Annotated in this window: 9 protein-coding genes; 2 read left to right on the forward strand and 7 right to left on the reverse strand. The window is 64.5% G+C overall.

Annotated features, from left to right (window positions below; translation table 11 throughout):
* Positions 1 to 325: 325 nt before the first annotated feature.
* From JG746_RS23140 to hutI, 6 genes are all read right to left on the reverse strand, one after another.
* Positions 326 to 8,923, reverse strand: coding sequence for a GH36-type glycosyl hydrolase domain-containing protein (locus JG746_RS23140; protein ID WP_202354829.1), 8,598 nt, complete (start codon positions 8,921 to 8,923; stop codon positions 326 to 328).
* A gap of 287 nt (positions 8,924 to 9,210) precedes the next feature.
* The gene (locus JG746_RS23145; protein WP_202354830.1) at positions 9,211 to 9,789 is read right to left on the reverse strand and encodes a HutD/Ves family protein; all 579 of its coding nucleotides are present in this window, start codon (positions 9,787 to 9,789) and stop codon (positions 9,211 to 9,213) included.
* Between the two features lie 86 nt (positions 9,790 to 9,875).
* A complete protein-coding gene (gene hutU, locus JG746_RS23150) occupies positions 9,876 to 11,549 on the reverse strand; it encodes a urocanate hydratase (protein ID WP_179298042.1) in 1,674 nt (557 codons plus the stop codon).
* 23 nt (positions 11,550 to 11,572) lie between these two features.
* On the reverse strand, positions 11,573 to 12,385 hold the full coding sequence (gene hutG, locus JG746_RS23155) for an N-formylglutamate deformylase (RefSeq protein ID WP_202354831.1): 813 nt from the start codon (positions 12,383 to 12,385) through the stop codon (positions 11,573 to 11,575).
* A gap of 1 nt (position 12,386) precedes the next feature.
* Positions 12,387 to 13,925 carry a histidine ammonia-lyase gene (gene hutH / locus JG746_RS23160; RefSeq protein WP_202354832.1) on the reverse strand — a complete coding sequence of 513 codons (1,539 nt, stop codon included), beginning with the start codon at positions 13,923 to 13,925 and terminating at the stop codon, positions 12,387 to 12,389.
* Positions 13,922 to 15,151: an imidazolonepropionase gene (hutI, locus tag JG746_RS23165; RefSeq protein ID WP_202354833.1), complete on the reverse strand. Its 1,230-nt coding sequence runs from the start codon at positions 15,149 to 15,151 to the stop codon at positions 13,922 to 13,924. Before hutI ends, hutH begins: the two co-directional genes overlap by 4 nt.
* A 97-nt stretch (positions 15,152 to 15,248) precedes the next feature.
* Here hutI and JG746_RS23170 point away from each other — a divergent pair, with 97 nt between their 5' ends.
* Positions 15,249 to 16,601, forward strand: a complete 1,353-nt coding sequence (locus JG746_RS23170; RefSeq protein ID WP_202354834.1) for a formimidoylglutamate deiminase — start codon at positions 15,249 to 15,251, stop codon at positions 16,599 to 16,601.
* A complete protein-coding gene (gene hutC / locus JG746_RS23175) occupies positions 16,598 to 17,338 on the forward strand; it encodes a histidine utilization repressor (RefSeq protein ID WP_202354835.1) in 741 nt (246 codons plus the stop codon). Before JG746_RS23170 ends, hutC begins: the two co-directional genes overlap by 4 nt.
* A 138-nt stretch (positions 17,339 to 17,476) precedes the next feature.
* On the opposite strand, the gene JG746_RS23180 is transcribed toward hutC, so the two are convergent.
* The gene (locus JG746_RS23180) at positions 17,477 to 17,821 is read right to left on the reverse strand and encodes a RidA family protein (protein ID WP_202354836.1); all 345 of its coding nucleotides are present in this window, start codon (positions 17,819 to 17,821) and stop codon (positions 17,477 to 17,479) included.
* Positions 17,822 to 17,921 lie beyond the last annotated feature (100 nt).

The following is a 17,921-nucleotide window of genomic DNA, read 5'->3' on the forward strand; positions in this document are numbered from 1 at the left end:
CACTGCACCATTGCTTGACACGTAACGGTTGACGCGTCGCAAAACAATGCCCGTCTATCGCTTCCGTTCCCATTTAGCGAACAAAACATGACGACGATGCGAAATCTGACGTGATCACCTAACGGTTTGAGATAAAAGGTGAAATGCCAGCCTTGCGGCAAAATCATGGCAGTAGCAGAGCACTGCCACATTTTTAATCACGACCGTATTGCAAGGCTTAATCGGGAGGCATCTTGCCGGCGCAGCCGCGGATCGCGCGTAAGTAACAAGACGCGGCGTCGCGCGTCCCGAAGGACGCGCGAGCAACCAACCCAAGCTGTTGATTTTACGCCGGTATCTTGACCACGATCTCGGCCTGAGTGCCGGCTTTGGGTTCGAATGAAGCGGACTTTGTTTTCGAACCATCGACTTCTAGCGAGATCGTCTTGGTCTTTTTGTCGCGAATGACATGAACCTTGATCTCGGCGCCCAGCATCTTGAGCGTGGCGTGGTAGCCATCCCAGTGGCTGGGCAGTTTCGGCCGGAACGTGATCTGCTTGCCGCGCCGTTCGATGCCGAGGATGCCTTCGACCGCCGCACGGTAGAGCCAGCCCGCCGAGCCGGTGTACCAGGTCCAGCCGCCGCGCCCGCCCTTGTCGTCTCCGGCATAGATATCGGCGGCCACCACATAAGGTTCGACGCGGTATTGTTCGGCCGAGGCCTCGTCGGATGCGTGGTTGACCGGGTTCAGCATCGAGAAGCATCGATAGGCTTCGTCGGTCAGCCCCATCTCGGCCAGCGCGATGACGAACCACGTCGCAGCATGCGTGTACTGGCCGCCATTCTCGCGTACGCCGGGCGGATAGCTCTTGATGTAGCCGGGGTCCTTCTTCGTTTTCGAGAAGGGTGGCGTGAACAGCTTGACGATCTTGAGCTTGTCGTCGACGAGCAGGCTGGTCGCCTGCTGCATCGCCGTCGTCGACCGCGCCGGGTCGCCCTCGCCGGAAAGCACGCTCCAGGACTGGGCGATGGAGTCGATGCGGCACTCTTCAGAGGTGCGCGACCCTAAAGGTGTGCCGTCGTCGAAACTGCCGCGCCGGTACCACTCGCCGTCCCATGCCGTGCTCTCAAGCGCCCGCTTCAGCCCCTCGGCATGCTTTGCCCAGGCCTGCGCGCGCTTGCTGTCGCCTTCGCCCTTGGCGACGGCGGCGAAGTCGCCCAGCGTCTTCAGCAGGAACCAGCCCAGCCACACGCTCTCACCCTTGCCGTGCTCGCCGACGCGGTTCATGCCGTCGTTCCAGTCGCCGCCCAGGATCAACGGAAGGCCGGCAGGACTGCTGCGCTTGATGGCCAGGTCGAGCGCACGCGCGCAATGGTCGTAGAGCGACACGGTCTTCTTCGAGATTTCGGGAGTGAAGAAGGCGTCGTGCTCTCCCTCGCCCAGCGCCTGCCCGTCGATGAAGGGCAACTGCTCCTTGAGGATAGCGGCGTCGCCGGTGACGGTCAGATAGCGCGCCGTGGCGTGGGCCAGCCAGACCACGTCGTCGGAGATCATGGTGCGCACACCGGCTCCGGTGCGCGGCAGCCACCAATGCTGCACGTCGCCTTCCGGGAACTGCCGCCGCGCGGCATTGAGGATCTGGTCGCGCGCCAGCGTCGGATCATGCGCCAGCAGCGCCAGCGTGTCCTGCAGCTGGTCGCGGAAGCCGAAGGCGCCGCTTGCCTGATAGAAGGCCGAGCGGGCGCGGATGCGGCAGGCAAGGCTCTGATAGGGCAGCCAGTGATTGACCATGGCATCGAGCGCCTTGTCCGGCGTCTCGACCTGGATGGTGTCGAGGAAGCCGCGCCACTCGCGCTCATTGTCGGCCAGGCGCAGGTCGAAATCCTTGCCCCGATGCGTCTGCACCAGCGCGCTCGCCTGGGCGGGGGTATCGGCATCGCCAAGCAGCCAGAGCAGCGTGACGTCGCCGCCGGCCGGGATCTCGACATCGCGGGCGATCGCCGCGCAAGGATCGTCTCCAGCCTCGACACGACCCGACAGCGCCGCACCGCTCAGCACCGCCTGCGGCAGTTCGCTGGACCCGTGCCGACCAAGGAATTCGGAGCGATCCGTCGTCACCGAATGAACAGCGGCATCGGCAGCGAGGAAAGCCACCCGCTCGCTGAAATCGAGCCCGTAGGGGTTTTGCGCCAGCAACGCGCCTGTCGCCGCGTCGCGCGACGGCACAATGGTAGCGGCCGTGCGCGACCGGTGTCCGCCAAGCACCCATTCGGCATAGGCGTAGACACGCAGCCGCGCCGGCACCGAGCCGGAATTCTGGATGCGCAGCCGCGTGATCTTCACCGGATCGACGGGGTCGACCACATGGGTCAGGTCCATCGATAAGGGTCCACGCTTAGAGCGGAAGGTGGAGAAGCCCTGGCCGTGCCAGGCCTCGTAGGTCATCGAGGGATCACGCACCACCGCGGCGATCGGCGAGAACGCCCTGCCGCTGGCCTGATCGTAGATGTAGACGCCCTCGCCCGGCCGGTTCGAGACCGGATCGTTCGACCACGGCGTCAACTGGTAGTCGCGGCTGTTGCGGCTCCAGGTGAAGGCTGCTCCCTCGGCGGAGGTGTGGAAGCCGAACGAGGGGTTCGAGACGACGTTGATCCAGGGCTGCGGCGTGGTGCGCCGGCCGGCCAAGCGCACCACATAATGCCGTCCGTCGCCGTCGAAACCGCCAAAGCCGTTCCATTGACTGAGACCCGTGCCATCGGCGCGGACATCCGCCACGGGCTGCGAGGCGAAGGCATGCGCCGTCGGCGCCGGGATTTCGCGCGGAGCCGGCAATCCAGACGGCACAAGCGTGTCGCGCGCCTGCAGGGCAGCCGCCTCGGCCCGCTCGATCTGATCGAAGATGGTACCGTTGCGGGTGTGCAGAACCACCCGGGCGACCGCGAGCAGCGTCTTGTAGGTGGTCTCTTCCATCAGGTCGCGGCGCACCGCGAAAATGTGCTGCCGAGGCCCGAGCTCCTTGCCGCGCAGGCGGCTGTTTTCGCACAGCGTCTCGACCGCGCGCTGCAGGTCCTGGACGTAGGACGAGGCCTGCTCGTTGACGACGACGAAGTCGATCATCATGCCGCGGGTGCGCATGTATTCCTGGAAGCGCAGCGCCTGGGCGACGATCTCCAGATCGGCGACGTCGCCGATCCTGACCAGGAAGATCGGGAAATCGCCCGAAATGCTGGTCGGCCACAGGCTCGACTGCTTGCCAAGGCCGGATGCAATGGACTCAGCCGGCAGGCGCAGGAACGCGTCGGGGTAGATCAGATAGCGCGCCAGCTTCTGCACATTGGCGGCATCGGTCAGGCTGAGGCCCATGTGGCGGGTCTGCACCTGGCTGCGCGTCCAGGCGAGCATGGCCTGGCGGGCAAAGCTCTCCTGATGGTCGAGGCGGTTTATCGCTTCGTCCAATTCGGTGCGGTTGGCTCCGACCACGGTCCAGAAGGTCAGCGATATCTTCTTGTTGGCCGGCACGCGCACCTGGCGGCGCAGCGAGGCAATGGGATCGAGCGTGAAGCCGGAATGGCCGCCAAGCCTGGCGCCCGGATCGAAGGCGGCAGCATCGACGATGGAGCGGCCACGGCCGATAAAGGCGCGCCTGTCCGTCTCGGCCTCTGCATCGCGCGCCGGTCCGGACGGATCGGTGACGAAATGCGCCAGCGTGATATCGGGCTCGCTGGTTTCGCGCTTGCGGCGCGTGGCGAAGATCGCGCCGTTGTTGGCGGCGATCTCGGTCTCCACGAACATCTTCGAGAAGGCCGGATGCGCGTTGTCGGAAGCCTCCGAACCCAGCACCAGTTCGGCAAAGGACGTCACCTCGATGAAACGATCGGACGTGCTTTCATTGTAGAGCGTGATGCGGCGGCCTTCGCCATTGCCTTCTGAAATGACGATGCATTCGACCTCGGAGCGCAACGTGCCGACCAATTTGACGAAGCTCGCCTTGTCGTCGGAGAACAGGGTCTGCACCTTCTCCTCGGCCGCGCGCTTCGGCTCCGCCGTGGCCGACCACCAGTCGCCCGTGCTGACGTCACGCAGGAAGATGTAGGAGCCCAGACGGTCCTCGACCGGGTCCGGCTGCCAGCGGGTAATGGAAAGATCGCCCCAGCGGCTGTAGCCGGAACCGGTTGCCGTCACCATCACCGAATAACGGCCGTTCGACATCACGTTGGTCGAACGCAGCGCCCGCAGTGGATCGAGCACGATGCGGGTGTCGGGGCTCTCGGTTTCGGTCTCGTCCTTGGCACGCTCGTCGGCTTCGGTCCTGACGGTCGCTGTCGGGATGTCGCGTGGCGCCCTTTCCTGCAGCAGGAGTTCGGCTGATTCAATGACGGGATCGCTGTGGAAACGGTCGCGCAGGCGACCCTCGAAGATCGCGTCGGCGACCGCCGCGATCGACATGCCCGAATGGTGCGCATAGTAATTCAGCACGACCGCATGGTTGGTGCCTTCAGGCACACGCTGCGGCGTGAAATCGACCGCATCGTAAAAGCCGTGCGGGCCAAGCGCACCGATGTCGCGCAGACGCGCCAGATTTTGCACGGCTTCGCGCGGGTTGAACTGCGCCGCCAGGATGGTGGCGTAGGGCGCAATCACCGTGTTCTGGCCCAGGCCACGCTTCAGCCCAAGCCCGGGCACGCCGAAGTTGGTGTACTGGTAGGTCAGTTCACGGTCGCGGGCGTTGTAGGCCGCTTCCGAGATGCCCCATGGCACGTTCTTCTGGCGGCCGTACTGGATCTGGCGCTTGATGATCAGCTTGCTGGTCTGGTTGAGGATCGAGCCCTGTGCCTCCTTCATCACCAGCGGCGGCATCAGATACTCGAACATCGAGCCCGACCAGGACATCAGCGCGCCCTGGAAGCCGATCTCGACGATCGGGCGGCCGAGCCGGAACCAATGCTCGGTCGGCAGGTCGCCCTTGGCGATGGCGAACAGGCTGGTCAGCCGCGCCTCTGAGGCGAGAAGGTCGTAGCAGCTTTCGTCGAGCTGGTGCTCCTCGACGCGGTAGCCGATCGACAACAGCTTGCGTTCCGGCCGCAGCAGGAAGGCGAATTCCATCTCGAAGGCGAAACGGCGCGTGCGCTCGCGCAAGGTCAGCAGCTTGGCGCGCAGCGCTTCGACGGCGTTGTCGTCGCTGTGGGCATCGTGGACGTGCGCCTCGCAAGTGGCTTCCAGCCGCGCCGCCCAGTCGACGATGACGTCGCTCTGGGCCGAGGCCGCCTCGGTGTGGATGGCGGTGGCCAGCTTACGGATCTCGCCCGCCAGCACGGCGAGGTTGATGGTGCGGATCGAGGCCATTTCCGGCTGCGCCTTGATCGTCTCGACGGCACGCCGCATACCGTCCAGGCGATCGACAAGACGCTGGCGCAGAGGCCTGAGCTGACGACGGTCGTCGGGCAACTCATCGAGGCTTTCGCTCAGGATCGTAACCGTGTCGAGAATGCCTTCGAAGTCGCCCTGGAGGTGAACGGAAGGCGCCTCCGCCCATTCGGCGCAGGCCGCCGCCACCGCCACCAGGTGGCCGGCGAGATTGCCGCTGTCGACAGCCGAAATGTAGAGCGGGTAGAGCGGCTTCAGCGTCGTGGTATCGTACCAGTTGAAGAGATGGCCGCGGTGGCGCGGCATGCTCTCAATGGTCGTCATGGTAGCGTCGATGCGGGTGATGGCATCCGACAGGCTGATCCAGCCGAAATCGCGCGCCGAGACCACCGACAGGAGATACACGCCGACATTGGTCGGCGACGTGCGCGGCGCCACGACCGGTGCCGGGCTTTCCTGGAAATTGTCCGGTGGCAGATTGTGATGCTCCGCCGTGACGAAGCTTTCGAAATAATGCCAGGTGCGCCGCGCCACGGTGCGCAGCGTGTGGATATCGGCCTGTGATATGCGCAGCCGGTCCTCGGTTTCCGCCGAGCGGCTGATCCAGCTGGCGATCGCCGGCGAGCCGATCCAGAACAGGGCGAAGAAGAAGGCGACGAAGGCGCCGGTGGAATCGGCCAGCACCGGAATGGCCAGGCCGACAAAACCGATGATCACGGCGCCGTACATCATGCCGTAGTAGGAGCCGACATCGTTGTCGCCGGCCTTGTGCGCCTGGGAGGCGGTGCGCCATTCCAGGAGATTCTGGCGGCTGACGAACAACCGGTAGAGCGTGCGCACAATGGCGTCGCCCATCATCCAGGCGTTGTGCGCCATCAGCACGATCTTCAGCGCCACCATGGCGGTGCCGAAGGCGACGTCGCGCGCCAGCGCGGAGAAATGGCCGCGCGGCGTCTGGTCGCCGCTCTTGGGCAGGATGGCGTTGACGACGTCGAAGGTCGGCGCCATGAACAGGCTAAGGATCAGCAAGGCCTGCCATTGCGCGGCCTGCGTGAAGGGCAGCAAGGTCCAGCCGGCGATCGCCGCCATCACCCAGAAGATCGGCGTCAGCGAGCGGCGCAAATTGTCCACCATCTTCCAGCGCGACAGGGCCGGAACGCCGGAGCGCGGATCGAGGATAAAGCCCAGAAGCTGCCAGTCGCCACGTGCCCAGCGGTGGTGGCGCGAGGCGTCGACCGAGTAGCGGGTCGGATAGTCCTCGACCAGTTCGACGTCGGTCACAAGTGCTGCGCGCGCCAGCGCGCCTTCGAGCAGATCGTGGCTGAGGACGGTGTTTTCCTCGATGCGACCCTGCAGGGCGGCTTCGAAAGCATCGACGTGATAGAGGCCCTTGCCGGTGAAGGACCCGTCGCTGAAGACGTCCTGATAGAGGTCCGAGACGGCAAAGACGTAGGGGTCGAGGCCGCGGTTGGCAGAGAACACACGCTGGAAGAACGAGGCCTCGTCGCCAGATGTCAGCGAAGCGGTGATGCGGGGCTGCAGGATCGTGTAGCCGGCGGTGACGACGCGTTTGGCGGCGTCGAAATGCGGGCGGTTGAGCGGATGGCAGAGCTTGCCTACCAGGCTCGCCACCGCATCGCGGGTGGTGCGCGTGTCGGCGTCGAGCGTCATCACGTGGACGACTTTTTCCGGAAGCGGCACGTCGAGCGGCAGGAAAGTGGTGTCGCTGTCGCCGCGCAGCAAAAGGTCTAGCTCATGCAGCTTGCCGCGTTTGCGCTCCCAGCCCATCCAGGCCCCTTGAGCCGCGTTGAAGAGGCGGCGGCGGTGCAGGATGTAGAAGCGCGGCGCGCCTTCGGAGGGATAACGGGCGTTGAGGCGCGCAATCTCGGCACGGGCATATTCGAGGATCTCGGTGTCGGCAGCGTCGATCTCGATCTTGCTGTCGGGCCAGTCCGACAGCAGCGCGAAATGGATCTCGTCCACCAGATTGGCGAGGTAATGGACTTCGAGGTTGCGGATGTTTTCCTCGACATCGTCGCGCGAGCCGATCAGCGAAGGCACAACCACCAGCGTGCGCGCCTCGGGCGGCACGCCGTGCCTGTAATCGTAACCGATCAGGCGCGTCGGCTTGAGGAACAGCGACACAACGGTGTTGAAGAAGGCCAGCGCGCCTTCGCTCGCCGGCACGGCAAACAGCGCCAGCATCAGCACGATCGAGGTCACCGACAGGCCGAGATTGGCCAACGCATTGCCGGTGAGGACAAGAAGCAGCGCCGTCAGCGCGAAGACCGGCAGGACGATGCCAAGCCATCCGGTCTTGGTGAAAGCCCGCTTGACCGTCTGGCTGATGGTGGGTCGATAGTCGATCGCTCTTTCCAGCTCGAGACGGCGCGGGCCGACGAGGAAGAAGCCGACATCGGTATGCACGGACGGCGCTGGAGCGGAACCGTCGCCACCGCCGGCCGATGCTTGTTCGTCGGCAGCCTGTTCACCAACCGCTTGGTCAGCCAGTTCGATCGCCTTTTCGGCGACACGGTATTCCGACAGGTTCGAGCGGCGCGCCAGTTCCTCGATCGCGGTGCGGTATTGATCGCGCGAGAAGAAGTCGAGCGCGGCGAAATCGGTGCGCTCGCGCAGCACCGTGTCGATGCGGCTGACACCCTCGAACCACACTGTCCAGTCGACGTCGTTGATGAGGCGCAGGCCGCGGATGATGTTGCCGGTCGTCACATTGCCGCTGGACAGCGTGTGATGCTCGGAGATGATGATCTCCTCGGCATCGGAGCCGGTCTTTTCGAGTTCGCCTTCCAGCCATTCCAGGGCCTTGCCGGCATTCTGCGATCCATCGCGCAAGCGGTAGAGAAGCTGCGTGGCAAAGGTGGTGTCCTGCGCATGGGCGCTGAAATTGGCCAGGATTGCCTGGCGGTCGGCGCTATCGTCGGTCGCCAGAACCTTGTCAGCCACATCGTTTGAGATCTGGCGCATCTGGCGGGTGCGATTGACCCTGACGGCCAACCGGCGAAGATTTTCGATCAGCACGAAGCGCAGAAGCGATGGCAGCGCCCAGAGTTCACCGATCTTAAGCGGCTCTACCGACTGAAAACCCTGGACGATGGACTTGAACATGGTCGCCGAGACGGAACTGTCCGAATGCGCGACATAGGTCCAGGCCAGCGCCAGCGCACGCGGCACGGTGCCGCCATCGGGCAGTTTCAACGTCGGCAGCTGGCGATAGAAGCGTCGCGGCAGGTCGCGCTTCACCTGGAAAATGGTCTCCTCGACCAGATAGTTGTTGTCGAGCAGCCATTGCGCGGCCGGGGTGATGGTTTCACCCTTGGCCTGCGCCGCATTGGTCGAACGGTAGACTTCGAGGATCTTCTTGGCGCTGTCGCGGATGCGGGCCTGGAAGTCGAACGGGATCAGGCCGAACAGGTCGGCGAGATCGCCCTTGGCCAGGCTTTCGCCGAGCAGCTTCAGGCGCTCCTCGGGCAGGAATGTCGACCTTATCGGCTCTTCCGTGATGGCCGGGAAGCTCGCGCTTGTCTTCTCGATCTGGGCAGGATTCGTCTGAATATTCATTGAAAATTCCGTAAGCGGGCACTCAGCGGCGTCACCGCCACGGCAATGGCCCTAAAACCGGTTCAAATGCAATTGGTTGCATCAACCCCTATGCCGAAAGTTTGTTTCCGCACCACGACAGGGCGTCATCTTTCGACCAAACTCAAAGACGAGCGCCCCTCGCTCCCGTCGGTTCGATCGACGGAGAGGATTCGGGCTTTTTCGTGATGCCGGCAGGAGCTTACGCTATATTTCGCCGGCGTTGCGATCATGTTTGGAAACAGGCGGTAACCGTTGACGCGAAAGCGTCAGGCAGCGGTGGTTATCCGGATGATGAACAGGGTTGTATCCCGAGCCGGCTCAACCTTCAGGACAGGAGCCTCCGGCCCGATCAGCATCGTGTCAAGCGGTCCGAGGCGAATTGACCCAGCCTCGCGGAAAATAGCCTCGCCCATGCGACAAAGGATCAGGGTCGGGCCGATCCCTGTCGCAACGTCCACAGGCTGTGAAATCGCCACGCGCTCGACCGAGTGCAGCGTGCGGCCGCGGCGCGTCATGACGTTGAGGTCAGTGATCGGACCGCCGATCAGGGCCGCACTGGTCGGCAGGTCGGCAGGAAAAGCAAAAGGCGCGGAGACCGGTGTCAGTCTCGCCGCCGGACGGCCGGCGACATCGAGCACGATCCCCTCGCCTTCCAGCACCGACAGCGTGCGGTCGATGCCGGCAAAGCTGGAAAACGGCCCGCTGCCCTCGACGCGCGCCATCGAGACGCGCCAGTCGAAACCGTCGAGGCTGGCGCCTTCAGGCGAGACGGCGATCTCGGTGGTCGTGCCGCCGCCGTTCTTCCACGGCATGACGCGGTAGTCGGCGGCACGAAGAATGCGCATGGCCTAGCCCTCCGCTATGGCTACGGGCGTTCGAAACTCGAAAAGCCGATTCTGCGGCTTTTCGCCTGCCTGCGGCCGGACGCTTCTCACCCCAAAATGCCGGGCAGGTTGAGCTGGTGCTCCTTGGCGCACTCGATGGCGATGTCGTAGCCGGCATCGGCATGGCGCATGACGCCGGTCGCCGGATCGTTCCACAACACGCGCTCCAGGCGCCTGGCGGCGTCGGGCGTACCGTCGGCGACGATGACCATGCCGGCATGCTGGGAAAAGCCCATGCCGACGCCGCCGCCATGGTGCAGCGACACCCAGGTGGCGCCCGACGCCGTGTTGAGCAGCGCATTGAGCAACGGCCAGTCGGACACGGCGTCCGAGCCATCCTTCATCGCTTCCGTCTCGCGATTCGGCGAGGCGACCGAGCCGGAATCGAGGTGATCGCGGCCGATGACGACCGGCGCCTTGAGTTCGCCCTTGGCCACCATCTCGTTGAAGGCAAGACCGAGCCTGTGGCGGTCGCCAAGGCCGACCCAGCAGATGCGCGCCGGCAGACCCTGGAAAGCAATGCGCTCGCGCGCCATGTCCAGCCAATTGTGCAGATGGGTGTTGCCAGGCGTCAGTTCGCGCACCTTGGCGTCGGTCTTGTAGATATCCTCGGGATCGCCCGAGAGCGCGGCCCAACGGAACGGGCCAATGCCTCGGCAGAACAGCGGACGGATATAGGCCGGCACGAAACCGGGGAAGGCAAAGGCGTTCTCGAACCCTTCGTCCTTGGCGACCTGGCGGATGTTGTTGCCATAGTCGAGCGTCGGCACACCGGCGTTCCAGAACGCCACCATCGCCTCAACATGTTCGCGCATCGAAGCCCGCGCCGCCTTCTCGACCGCCTTCGGATCGCTGACGCGCTTCTCGCGCCACTCGGCCATGGTCCAGCCCTTCGGCAGATAGCCGTTGATCGGGTCGTGGGCCGAAGTCTGGTCGGTGACCATGTCGGGGCGAATGCCGCGCCTGAACATTTCCGGCACGATCTCGGCGGCGTTGCCGAGCAGGCCGACGGACTTCGCCTCGCCCGCCTTGGTCCAGCGCTCGATCATCTCCATCGCCTCGTCGAGCGTCTCGGCCTTCTCGTCGACATAGCGGGTGCGCAGACGGAAATCGATGGAGTCCGGATTGCATTCGATGGCCAGGCAGCAGGCGCCGGCCATGACGGCGGCCAGTGGTTGCGCGCCGCCCATGCCGCCGAGGCCGCCGGTCAGGATCCACTTGCCCTTGAGGTTGCCGCCATAGTGCTGGCGGCCGGCCTCGACGAAGGTCTCGTAGGTGCCCTGCACGATGCCTTGCGTGCCGATATAGATCCACGAGCCGGCCGTCATCTGGCCGTACATCATCAGGCCCTTTTTATCGAGCTCGTTGAATTTGTCCCAGGTCGCCCAATGCGGCACGAGATTGGAGTTGGCGATCAGCACGCGCGGCGCATCGGCGTGGGTGCGGAACACGCCGACCGGCTTGCCCGACTGCACCAGCAGCGTCTCGTCCTCGCCAAGCGTCTTCAGCGAGGCGACGATGCTGTCGAAATCGTTCCAGGTGCGCGCCGCCCGGCCGATGCCGCCATAGACGACCAGTTCGTTGGGGTTCTCGGCGACTTCGGGATCGAGATTGTTCATCAGCATGCGCAGCGGCGCTTCGGTCGTCCAATAGCGGGCGTTGAGCTTGTCGCCGCGGGGTGCGCGGACTTCGCGGATGTTGTGGCGAGGATTGTTCATCATTGTCCCTTTCGGATGGCGGCGGGTCAGCGCCCGGCCCAGTCAATGGCGGTTTGAAGGATTTTGGTCAGTGTGGCGCGCATCGGCGCGGCAAACTCGGCGTCATAAGGCACCGGCCAATTGTCCGGCTCGCCCTTCCCCTCGGGCTCGCGCAGATAGCCGCGATCGGCAAGCTCCATCTGCAACGCATGGTAGCCGCCTTGCGGATTGCCGAAGTAACGCGTGATCCAGCCGCCCTTGAAACGGCCGTTGATGACATAGCTTTCACCGCTTTCGGCCATGATCTGGCCGACCAGGTTCTGCAGCGTCGGGTCGGCGGTCTGGCCGTCATTGGTGCCGAGGTTGAAGACCGGCAGCGTACCGTCGAAGAGACGCGGCAGCACCGAACGGATCGAGTGGCAATCGTAGATGACGATTTTTTCGTGCAGGCCTCGCAGCCTGATGGCCTGGGCAGCCAGCATTTGATGGTAGGGCACGAAATAGTCTATGCGGCGGTGGTCGATCTCCGACGGCATCGGCTCTTCACCCGGGTTATAGAGCGGATCGCCGTCGAATGTCTCCGTCGGGCAAAGGGTCGTCGTCGTCTGCCCCGGATAGAGCGAGGCGCCGGAGGGATCGCGGTTGACGTCGATGACGGTGCGCGAGATCGACGTATGCACAACCGTCGCGCCAAGACCGGCGGCAAAATCGTAAAGATTGTCGATCCACCAGTCGCAATCGCGGCGGCCGAGCCACGGCGAGACCAGCCGGTTGTCGATTCCGGCGAGATCGGTGCCGGTATGCGGGATCGACACCAAAAGGGGTGCCGTGCCTTCCGTTACTGTCAGCCAGTCGGTCATGTCAGGCTCCCGAGATCGAAGGCAGCATCACCGCGCCGGCAGCCTTGACCGTAGCACCGCTGCGGACCATGGCGATGGCCTTTTCCATGTCGGGGTGGAAATGCCGGTCATTGTCGAGATGCGGCACTTCGGCCCGGACCAGTTTGCGTACCGCTTCCAGCGCATTGCTCGACGCCAGCGGCTGGTGGAAATCGCAGCCCTGTGCGGCGGCCAGCAATTCGATGCCGATCACTGCGGTCGCGTTCTCGACCATGCCGATCAGCCGGCGCGCGCCGTGCGCGGCCATCGAGACGTGGTCTTCCTGGTTGGCCGAGGTAGGGATGGAATCGACGCTGGCCGGATAGGCCTTCTGCTTGTTTTCCGAAACGAGTGCCGCCGCCGTCACCTGAGGGATCATGAAGCCGGAGTTGAGGCCGGGCTTGGGCGTCAGGAAGGCCGGCATGCCGGAGAGCGCCGGATCGACCAGCATGGCGATGCGGCGTTCCGACAGCGAGCCGATCTCGCAGACGGCCAGCGCGATCATGTCGGCGGCGAAGGCCACCGGCTCGGCGTGGAAATTGCCGCCGGAGAGCGCGGTATCATCCTCGGCGAAGATCAGCGGATTGTCTGTGACGCCATTGGCCTCGGTGCCTAGCGTGTCGGCCGCTTGGCGCAGCACGGTGAGTGCCGCACCCATGACCTGTGGCTGGCAACGCAGGCAATAGGGATCCTGTACGCGCTCGTCGCCGACACGGTGCGATTCCCTGATGGCGCTGCCGGCCATCAGATTGCGCAGCGCCTCCGCCGTCTCGATCTGGCCACGGTGCTTTCTCAGGAGATGAATGCGCGGATCGAAAGGCGCGTCGGACCCCTTGGCGGCATCGGTCGACAGTGCGCCGGCGACCAGCGCCGACTGGTAGAGCACTTCGGCCTCGAACAGGGCGGCGAGCGCATAGGCGGTGGAAAACTGCGTGCCGTTGAGCAGCGCCAGACCTTCCTTGGCGCCCAGCGTCACAGGTTCCAGACCGTGCGAGACGAAGGCGACCTTGGCCGGGAAGCGGCCATGCGGGGTAAAGCATTCGCCGACGCCGATCATCACCGCCGTCATATGCGAGAGCGGCGCAAGATCGCCGGACGCGCCGACTGAGCCTTGCGCCGGCACCACCGGGATGACGTCATTGGCAAGCATCGCTTCCAGCAACTCAATGGTTTCGGAGCGCACACCAGAGGCGCCCTGCGCCAGGCTGGCAAGTTTCAGCGCCATCATCAGGCGGGCAATTGCGACCGGCATCGGCTCGCCGACGCCGGCGGCGTGCGACAGCACGATGTTGCGCTGCAAGGTCTCGAGATCGCTCGCCGGGATGCGCACGCTGGCCAGTTTGCCGAAGCCGGTGTTGATGCCGTAGACCGGCTCGCCCTTGGCGACGATCCTGGCGACGGCCTCGGCGCTCGCCTTGATTTTTGGACGGCAGGCGTCATCCAGCTTCGGCACGGCGCCACGGTAGATGGCGCGCCAGTCGGCCAGCGTCGCATTGCCGGGCTTCAGGGTCAGTTCGGTCATTGTCCTCTCCAGATGCGGGCATGGAGCGGGTTGAAGCCCATGCGGTAAACGAGTTCGGCGGGGCGCTCGATGTCCCAGATCGCCAGGTCGGCGGATTTGCCGGCTTCCAGCGTGCCGGCCTTGCCGAAAAGGCCAAGCGCACGCGCGGCCTCGCGGGTGACGCCGGCAAGGCATTCATCGACGGTCAAGCCAAAGAGCGTCGCGGCCATATTCATGGTGAGCAACAGCGAGGTGAGCGGCGAGGTACCGGGATTGCTGTCCGTCGCCACCGCCATTTTCACGCCATGGCGGCGGAACAGGTCGACAGGCGGCTTTTTTGTTTCGCGGATGAAGTAGTAGGCGCCGGGCAGGATGGTCGCCACAGTGCCGGCCTTCGCCATCGCGGCGGCGCCCGCGTCATCGGTATATTCGAGATGGTCGGCGGACAACGCACCATAGCTGGCGGCAAGCGCGGCGCCATGCAGGTTCGACAGTTGGTCGGCGTGAAGCTTGACCGGCAAACCCAAGGCCCTGGCGACATCGAAAACGCGTACCATCTGCTCCGGTGAGAACGCTATGCCTTCGCAAAAACCGTCGACCGCATCGGCCAGTCCCTCGGCGGCAACCGCTGGTACAATCTGCTTGGCAACCATATCGATAAAAGCGTCCCTGTCGCCCTTGGCTTCGGGCGGCAGTGCGTGGGCGGCGAGGCACGTCGTGCGGACGGTGACGGGGCGTTCATTGGCCAGCCGCCGGGCGGCACGCAGCGACTTCTTCTCATTGTCGAGATCGAGGCCATAGCCCGATTTGACCTCTACGGTCGTGACACCCTCGGCCATCAGCGCATCGAGGCGCGGCAGCGTCTGGGCAACGAGTTCGTCCTCGCTTGCCGCGCGCAGCGATTTGACCGAGGACACGATGCCGCCGCCTGCCCTGGCGACTTCTTCATAGGTGGCGCCTGCCAGCCGCATCTCGAATTCGTTGGCGCGGTTGCCGGCATAGACAAGATGCGTGTGGCAGTCGATCAGGCCCGGCGTGATCCAGCGACCCTCGCAATCTACGGTCTCGGCGCCCTGCCCGAGGGCCGCCGGCATGTCCGCTTCGGCGCCGGCATAGGCAATAAGCCCATCGCGCGCGGCGATCGCGCCTTTCTCGACAATGCCGAGGCCAGCCGTGCCGTCGGCCATGGTTGCCAGGCGCGCATTGCGCCAGACACGAAGGCCGCTCTTCCCGTTTGCTCCACCCATCATCTTTTCCATTTGAAAGGATGGCGATTATGTATATACATATTGAAACGCGACGCAAGTGGTCTCGTCGCCCAGGCATGCAGATTTGGAGATGGACGTGACGGCGATCTTTGCGGAACAGGCGCTGCTGCCCGAGGGCTGGCAAGGCAATGTCAGGATCGCGCTCGATGGCGGCCGCATCGCCTCTGTCGAATCCGGCGCCACGCCGCAGGTCGGCGACGAGCGCCACGCCATTCTCCTGCCCGGCATGCCCAATCTGCACAGCCACGCGTTCCAGCGCGGCATGGCGGGGCTTGCCGAACTTCGCGGCCCGTCAGCCGATAGTTTCTGGAGCTGGCGCGAGGTGATGTACCGCTTCGCGCTATCGATGACGCCCGACCAGGTCGAAGCGGTTGCCGCACAGCTCTATGTCGAGATGCTGGAGGCTGGTTTTACCCGCGTCGGCGAATTCCACTATCTGCACCACGACCGCGATGGAAAACCTTACGCCAACCTTGCCGAGATGGCCGAGCGCATCGCGGCGGCCACCGGCGAAACCGGCATCGGCCTGACGCTGCTGCCGGTGTTTTACGCACACTCTTCCTTCGGTGGGGCGGCTCCAAACGAAGGCCAAAGGCGATTCATCAACGATGTGAATCGGTTCTCCCGGCTTGTTGAGAAGTCTAGAGAATCGGTTCGCGCGTTGAATCAAGCTGTCGTCGGTGTCGCGCCGCACAGCCTGCGCGCCGCTACGCCGGAGGAATTGACCCAGGTTGCCGCTTTGGCGCCGAATGGGCCGATCCACATCCACGTCGCCGAACAGGTTAAGGAGGTCGAGGACTGTCTCGCCTGGTCCGGCGCGCGTCCCGTCGAATTTCTGCTGGCCAACGCCGAGGTCGACCAGCGCTGGTGCCTGATCCACGCCACGCACATGACCGATGCCGAAACCATCGGCATGGCCAGGAGCGGCGCCATCGCCGGCCTTTGCCCGATCACCGAGGCCAATCTCGGCGACGGGACGTTTGCCGCGCCGCTATTCACCGAGCATGGCGGCCGCTTTGGTATCGGCTCCGATTCCAACGTGCTGATCGGCCTGCCCGACGAATTGCGCCAGCTCGAATATTCGCAACGCCTGGCGCATCGCGCCCGCAATGTGCTGGCGGTGGCCGGCGGCTCGACGGGACGTGCGCTGTTTGATGCGGCGCTTGACGGCGGCAGCGTGGCGCTTGGCGCCGGCGCTTCGCAGATCGCCGCCGGTGCTGCCGCTGATCTTGTCTCGCTCGACGCCCAAAACCCGTCGCTGACCGGCAAGACCGGCGACGCGATCCTCGACGCCTGGATCTTCGCCAATGGCAGCAAGGTCGACTGCGTCTGGGTGTATGGGCAGAAGCAAGTCAGCAGCGGCCGGCACGCCAGGCGCGAAGCCATCGCCGAGCGCTTCCGCGCCGTGATGACGGCGCTTTCCGCATGAGCACGGTCGAGACGGCGGATGCGGACAATGGCGGCTCGCTGCACCAGCGCATCCTGTCCGACATCAGCGAAAAAATCATGTCCGGCGCCTGGGCACCTGGACATCGCATTCCGTTCGAGCACGAACTGACGACCGAGTATAATTGCTCGCGCATGACGGTGAACAAGGCGCTGTCGCAACTGGCGAAGGCCGGGCTGATCGAACGCCGCCGCCGCTCAGGCAGCTTTGTCCGCCGGCCGCAGTCGCAGGCAGCGGTGCTGGAACTTCATGACATCCGGATCGAGGTCGAAGCGCTTGGCCTGCCCTATCGCTACGAGCGGCTGGAGCGCCTCAAGCGGCGCAGCAATGCAGAGGATAGAGCGCTGCTCGGGCTGTCCGCCGCCGGATTGGTGCTATGGATCGAAGGCCTGCATTTTGCCGGCGAACGGCCCTTCGCACTCGAGCAGCGCCTTATCAATCTTTCCGCGGTTCCGGAAGCCGGGGACGAAGAGTTCAGGGAGATCGCCGCAGGCCCCTGGTTGATCGGCCGCGTACCCTGGAGCGAAGCCGAACATCGCATCCGTGCCATGGCCGCCGATGCGGCTATCGCCGACGCGCTCGACATCGATCCCGGCGCGCCGTGCCTGGTGGTCGAGCGCCGGACCTGGAGCGCGGAACACCCGGTGACGCATGTGCGGTTTATCTATCCCGCGGAAAGCCACACGCTGGTGGCGAGGTTCACGCCGTCGCAGGGGTGAATCCCCCTCACCCAGCCTCCGCTTCGCTCGGCTGACCTCTCCCCGAGGGGGGAGGAGTCCGTCAGCGCCGGCGCAAATCTCTTCTCCCCACCGGGGAGAAGGTGGCCGCGAAGCGGCCGGATGAGGGGGAGTGACGGCTCAGATCGCCGCCGTGACGATAATCTCCACCAAATATTCCGGACCAGCCAACTTGGCTTCGCCGGTGGCGCGGGCGGGGGTGTGGCCCTGCGGTACCCACTTGTCCCATTCCGAATTCATCTCGGCGAAGGTGCCCATGTCGGCCAGCCAGATAATCGCCTGAACGATCTTGGTCTTGTCGGTTCCGGCCTTGGCCAGCAATTCGTCGATGGTCGACAGGATGTCGCGGGTCTGCGAGGCGACGTTGCCGCCGGGCTCGCCGACCTGGCCGGCCAGATAGACAGTGTTGCCGTGGATGACGATCTGGCTCATGCGCGGGCCAACATCGATGCGACGAATGCTCATGGGAGGTTCCTTCCTGTTATGGGTGGCGACTGTTTAGAGTTGCGGTTCGCATCGGGCAAGGCCGCCGAGGCCAAATCCCCTTGGACCAGTGCGTGGAGAT

Origin of the sequence: Mesorhizobium sp. 113-3-3, assembly GCF_016756495.1 — a bacterium.
GTDB lineage: Bacteria > Pseudomonadota > Alphaproteobacteria > Rhizobiales > Rhizobiaceae > Mesorhizobium.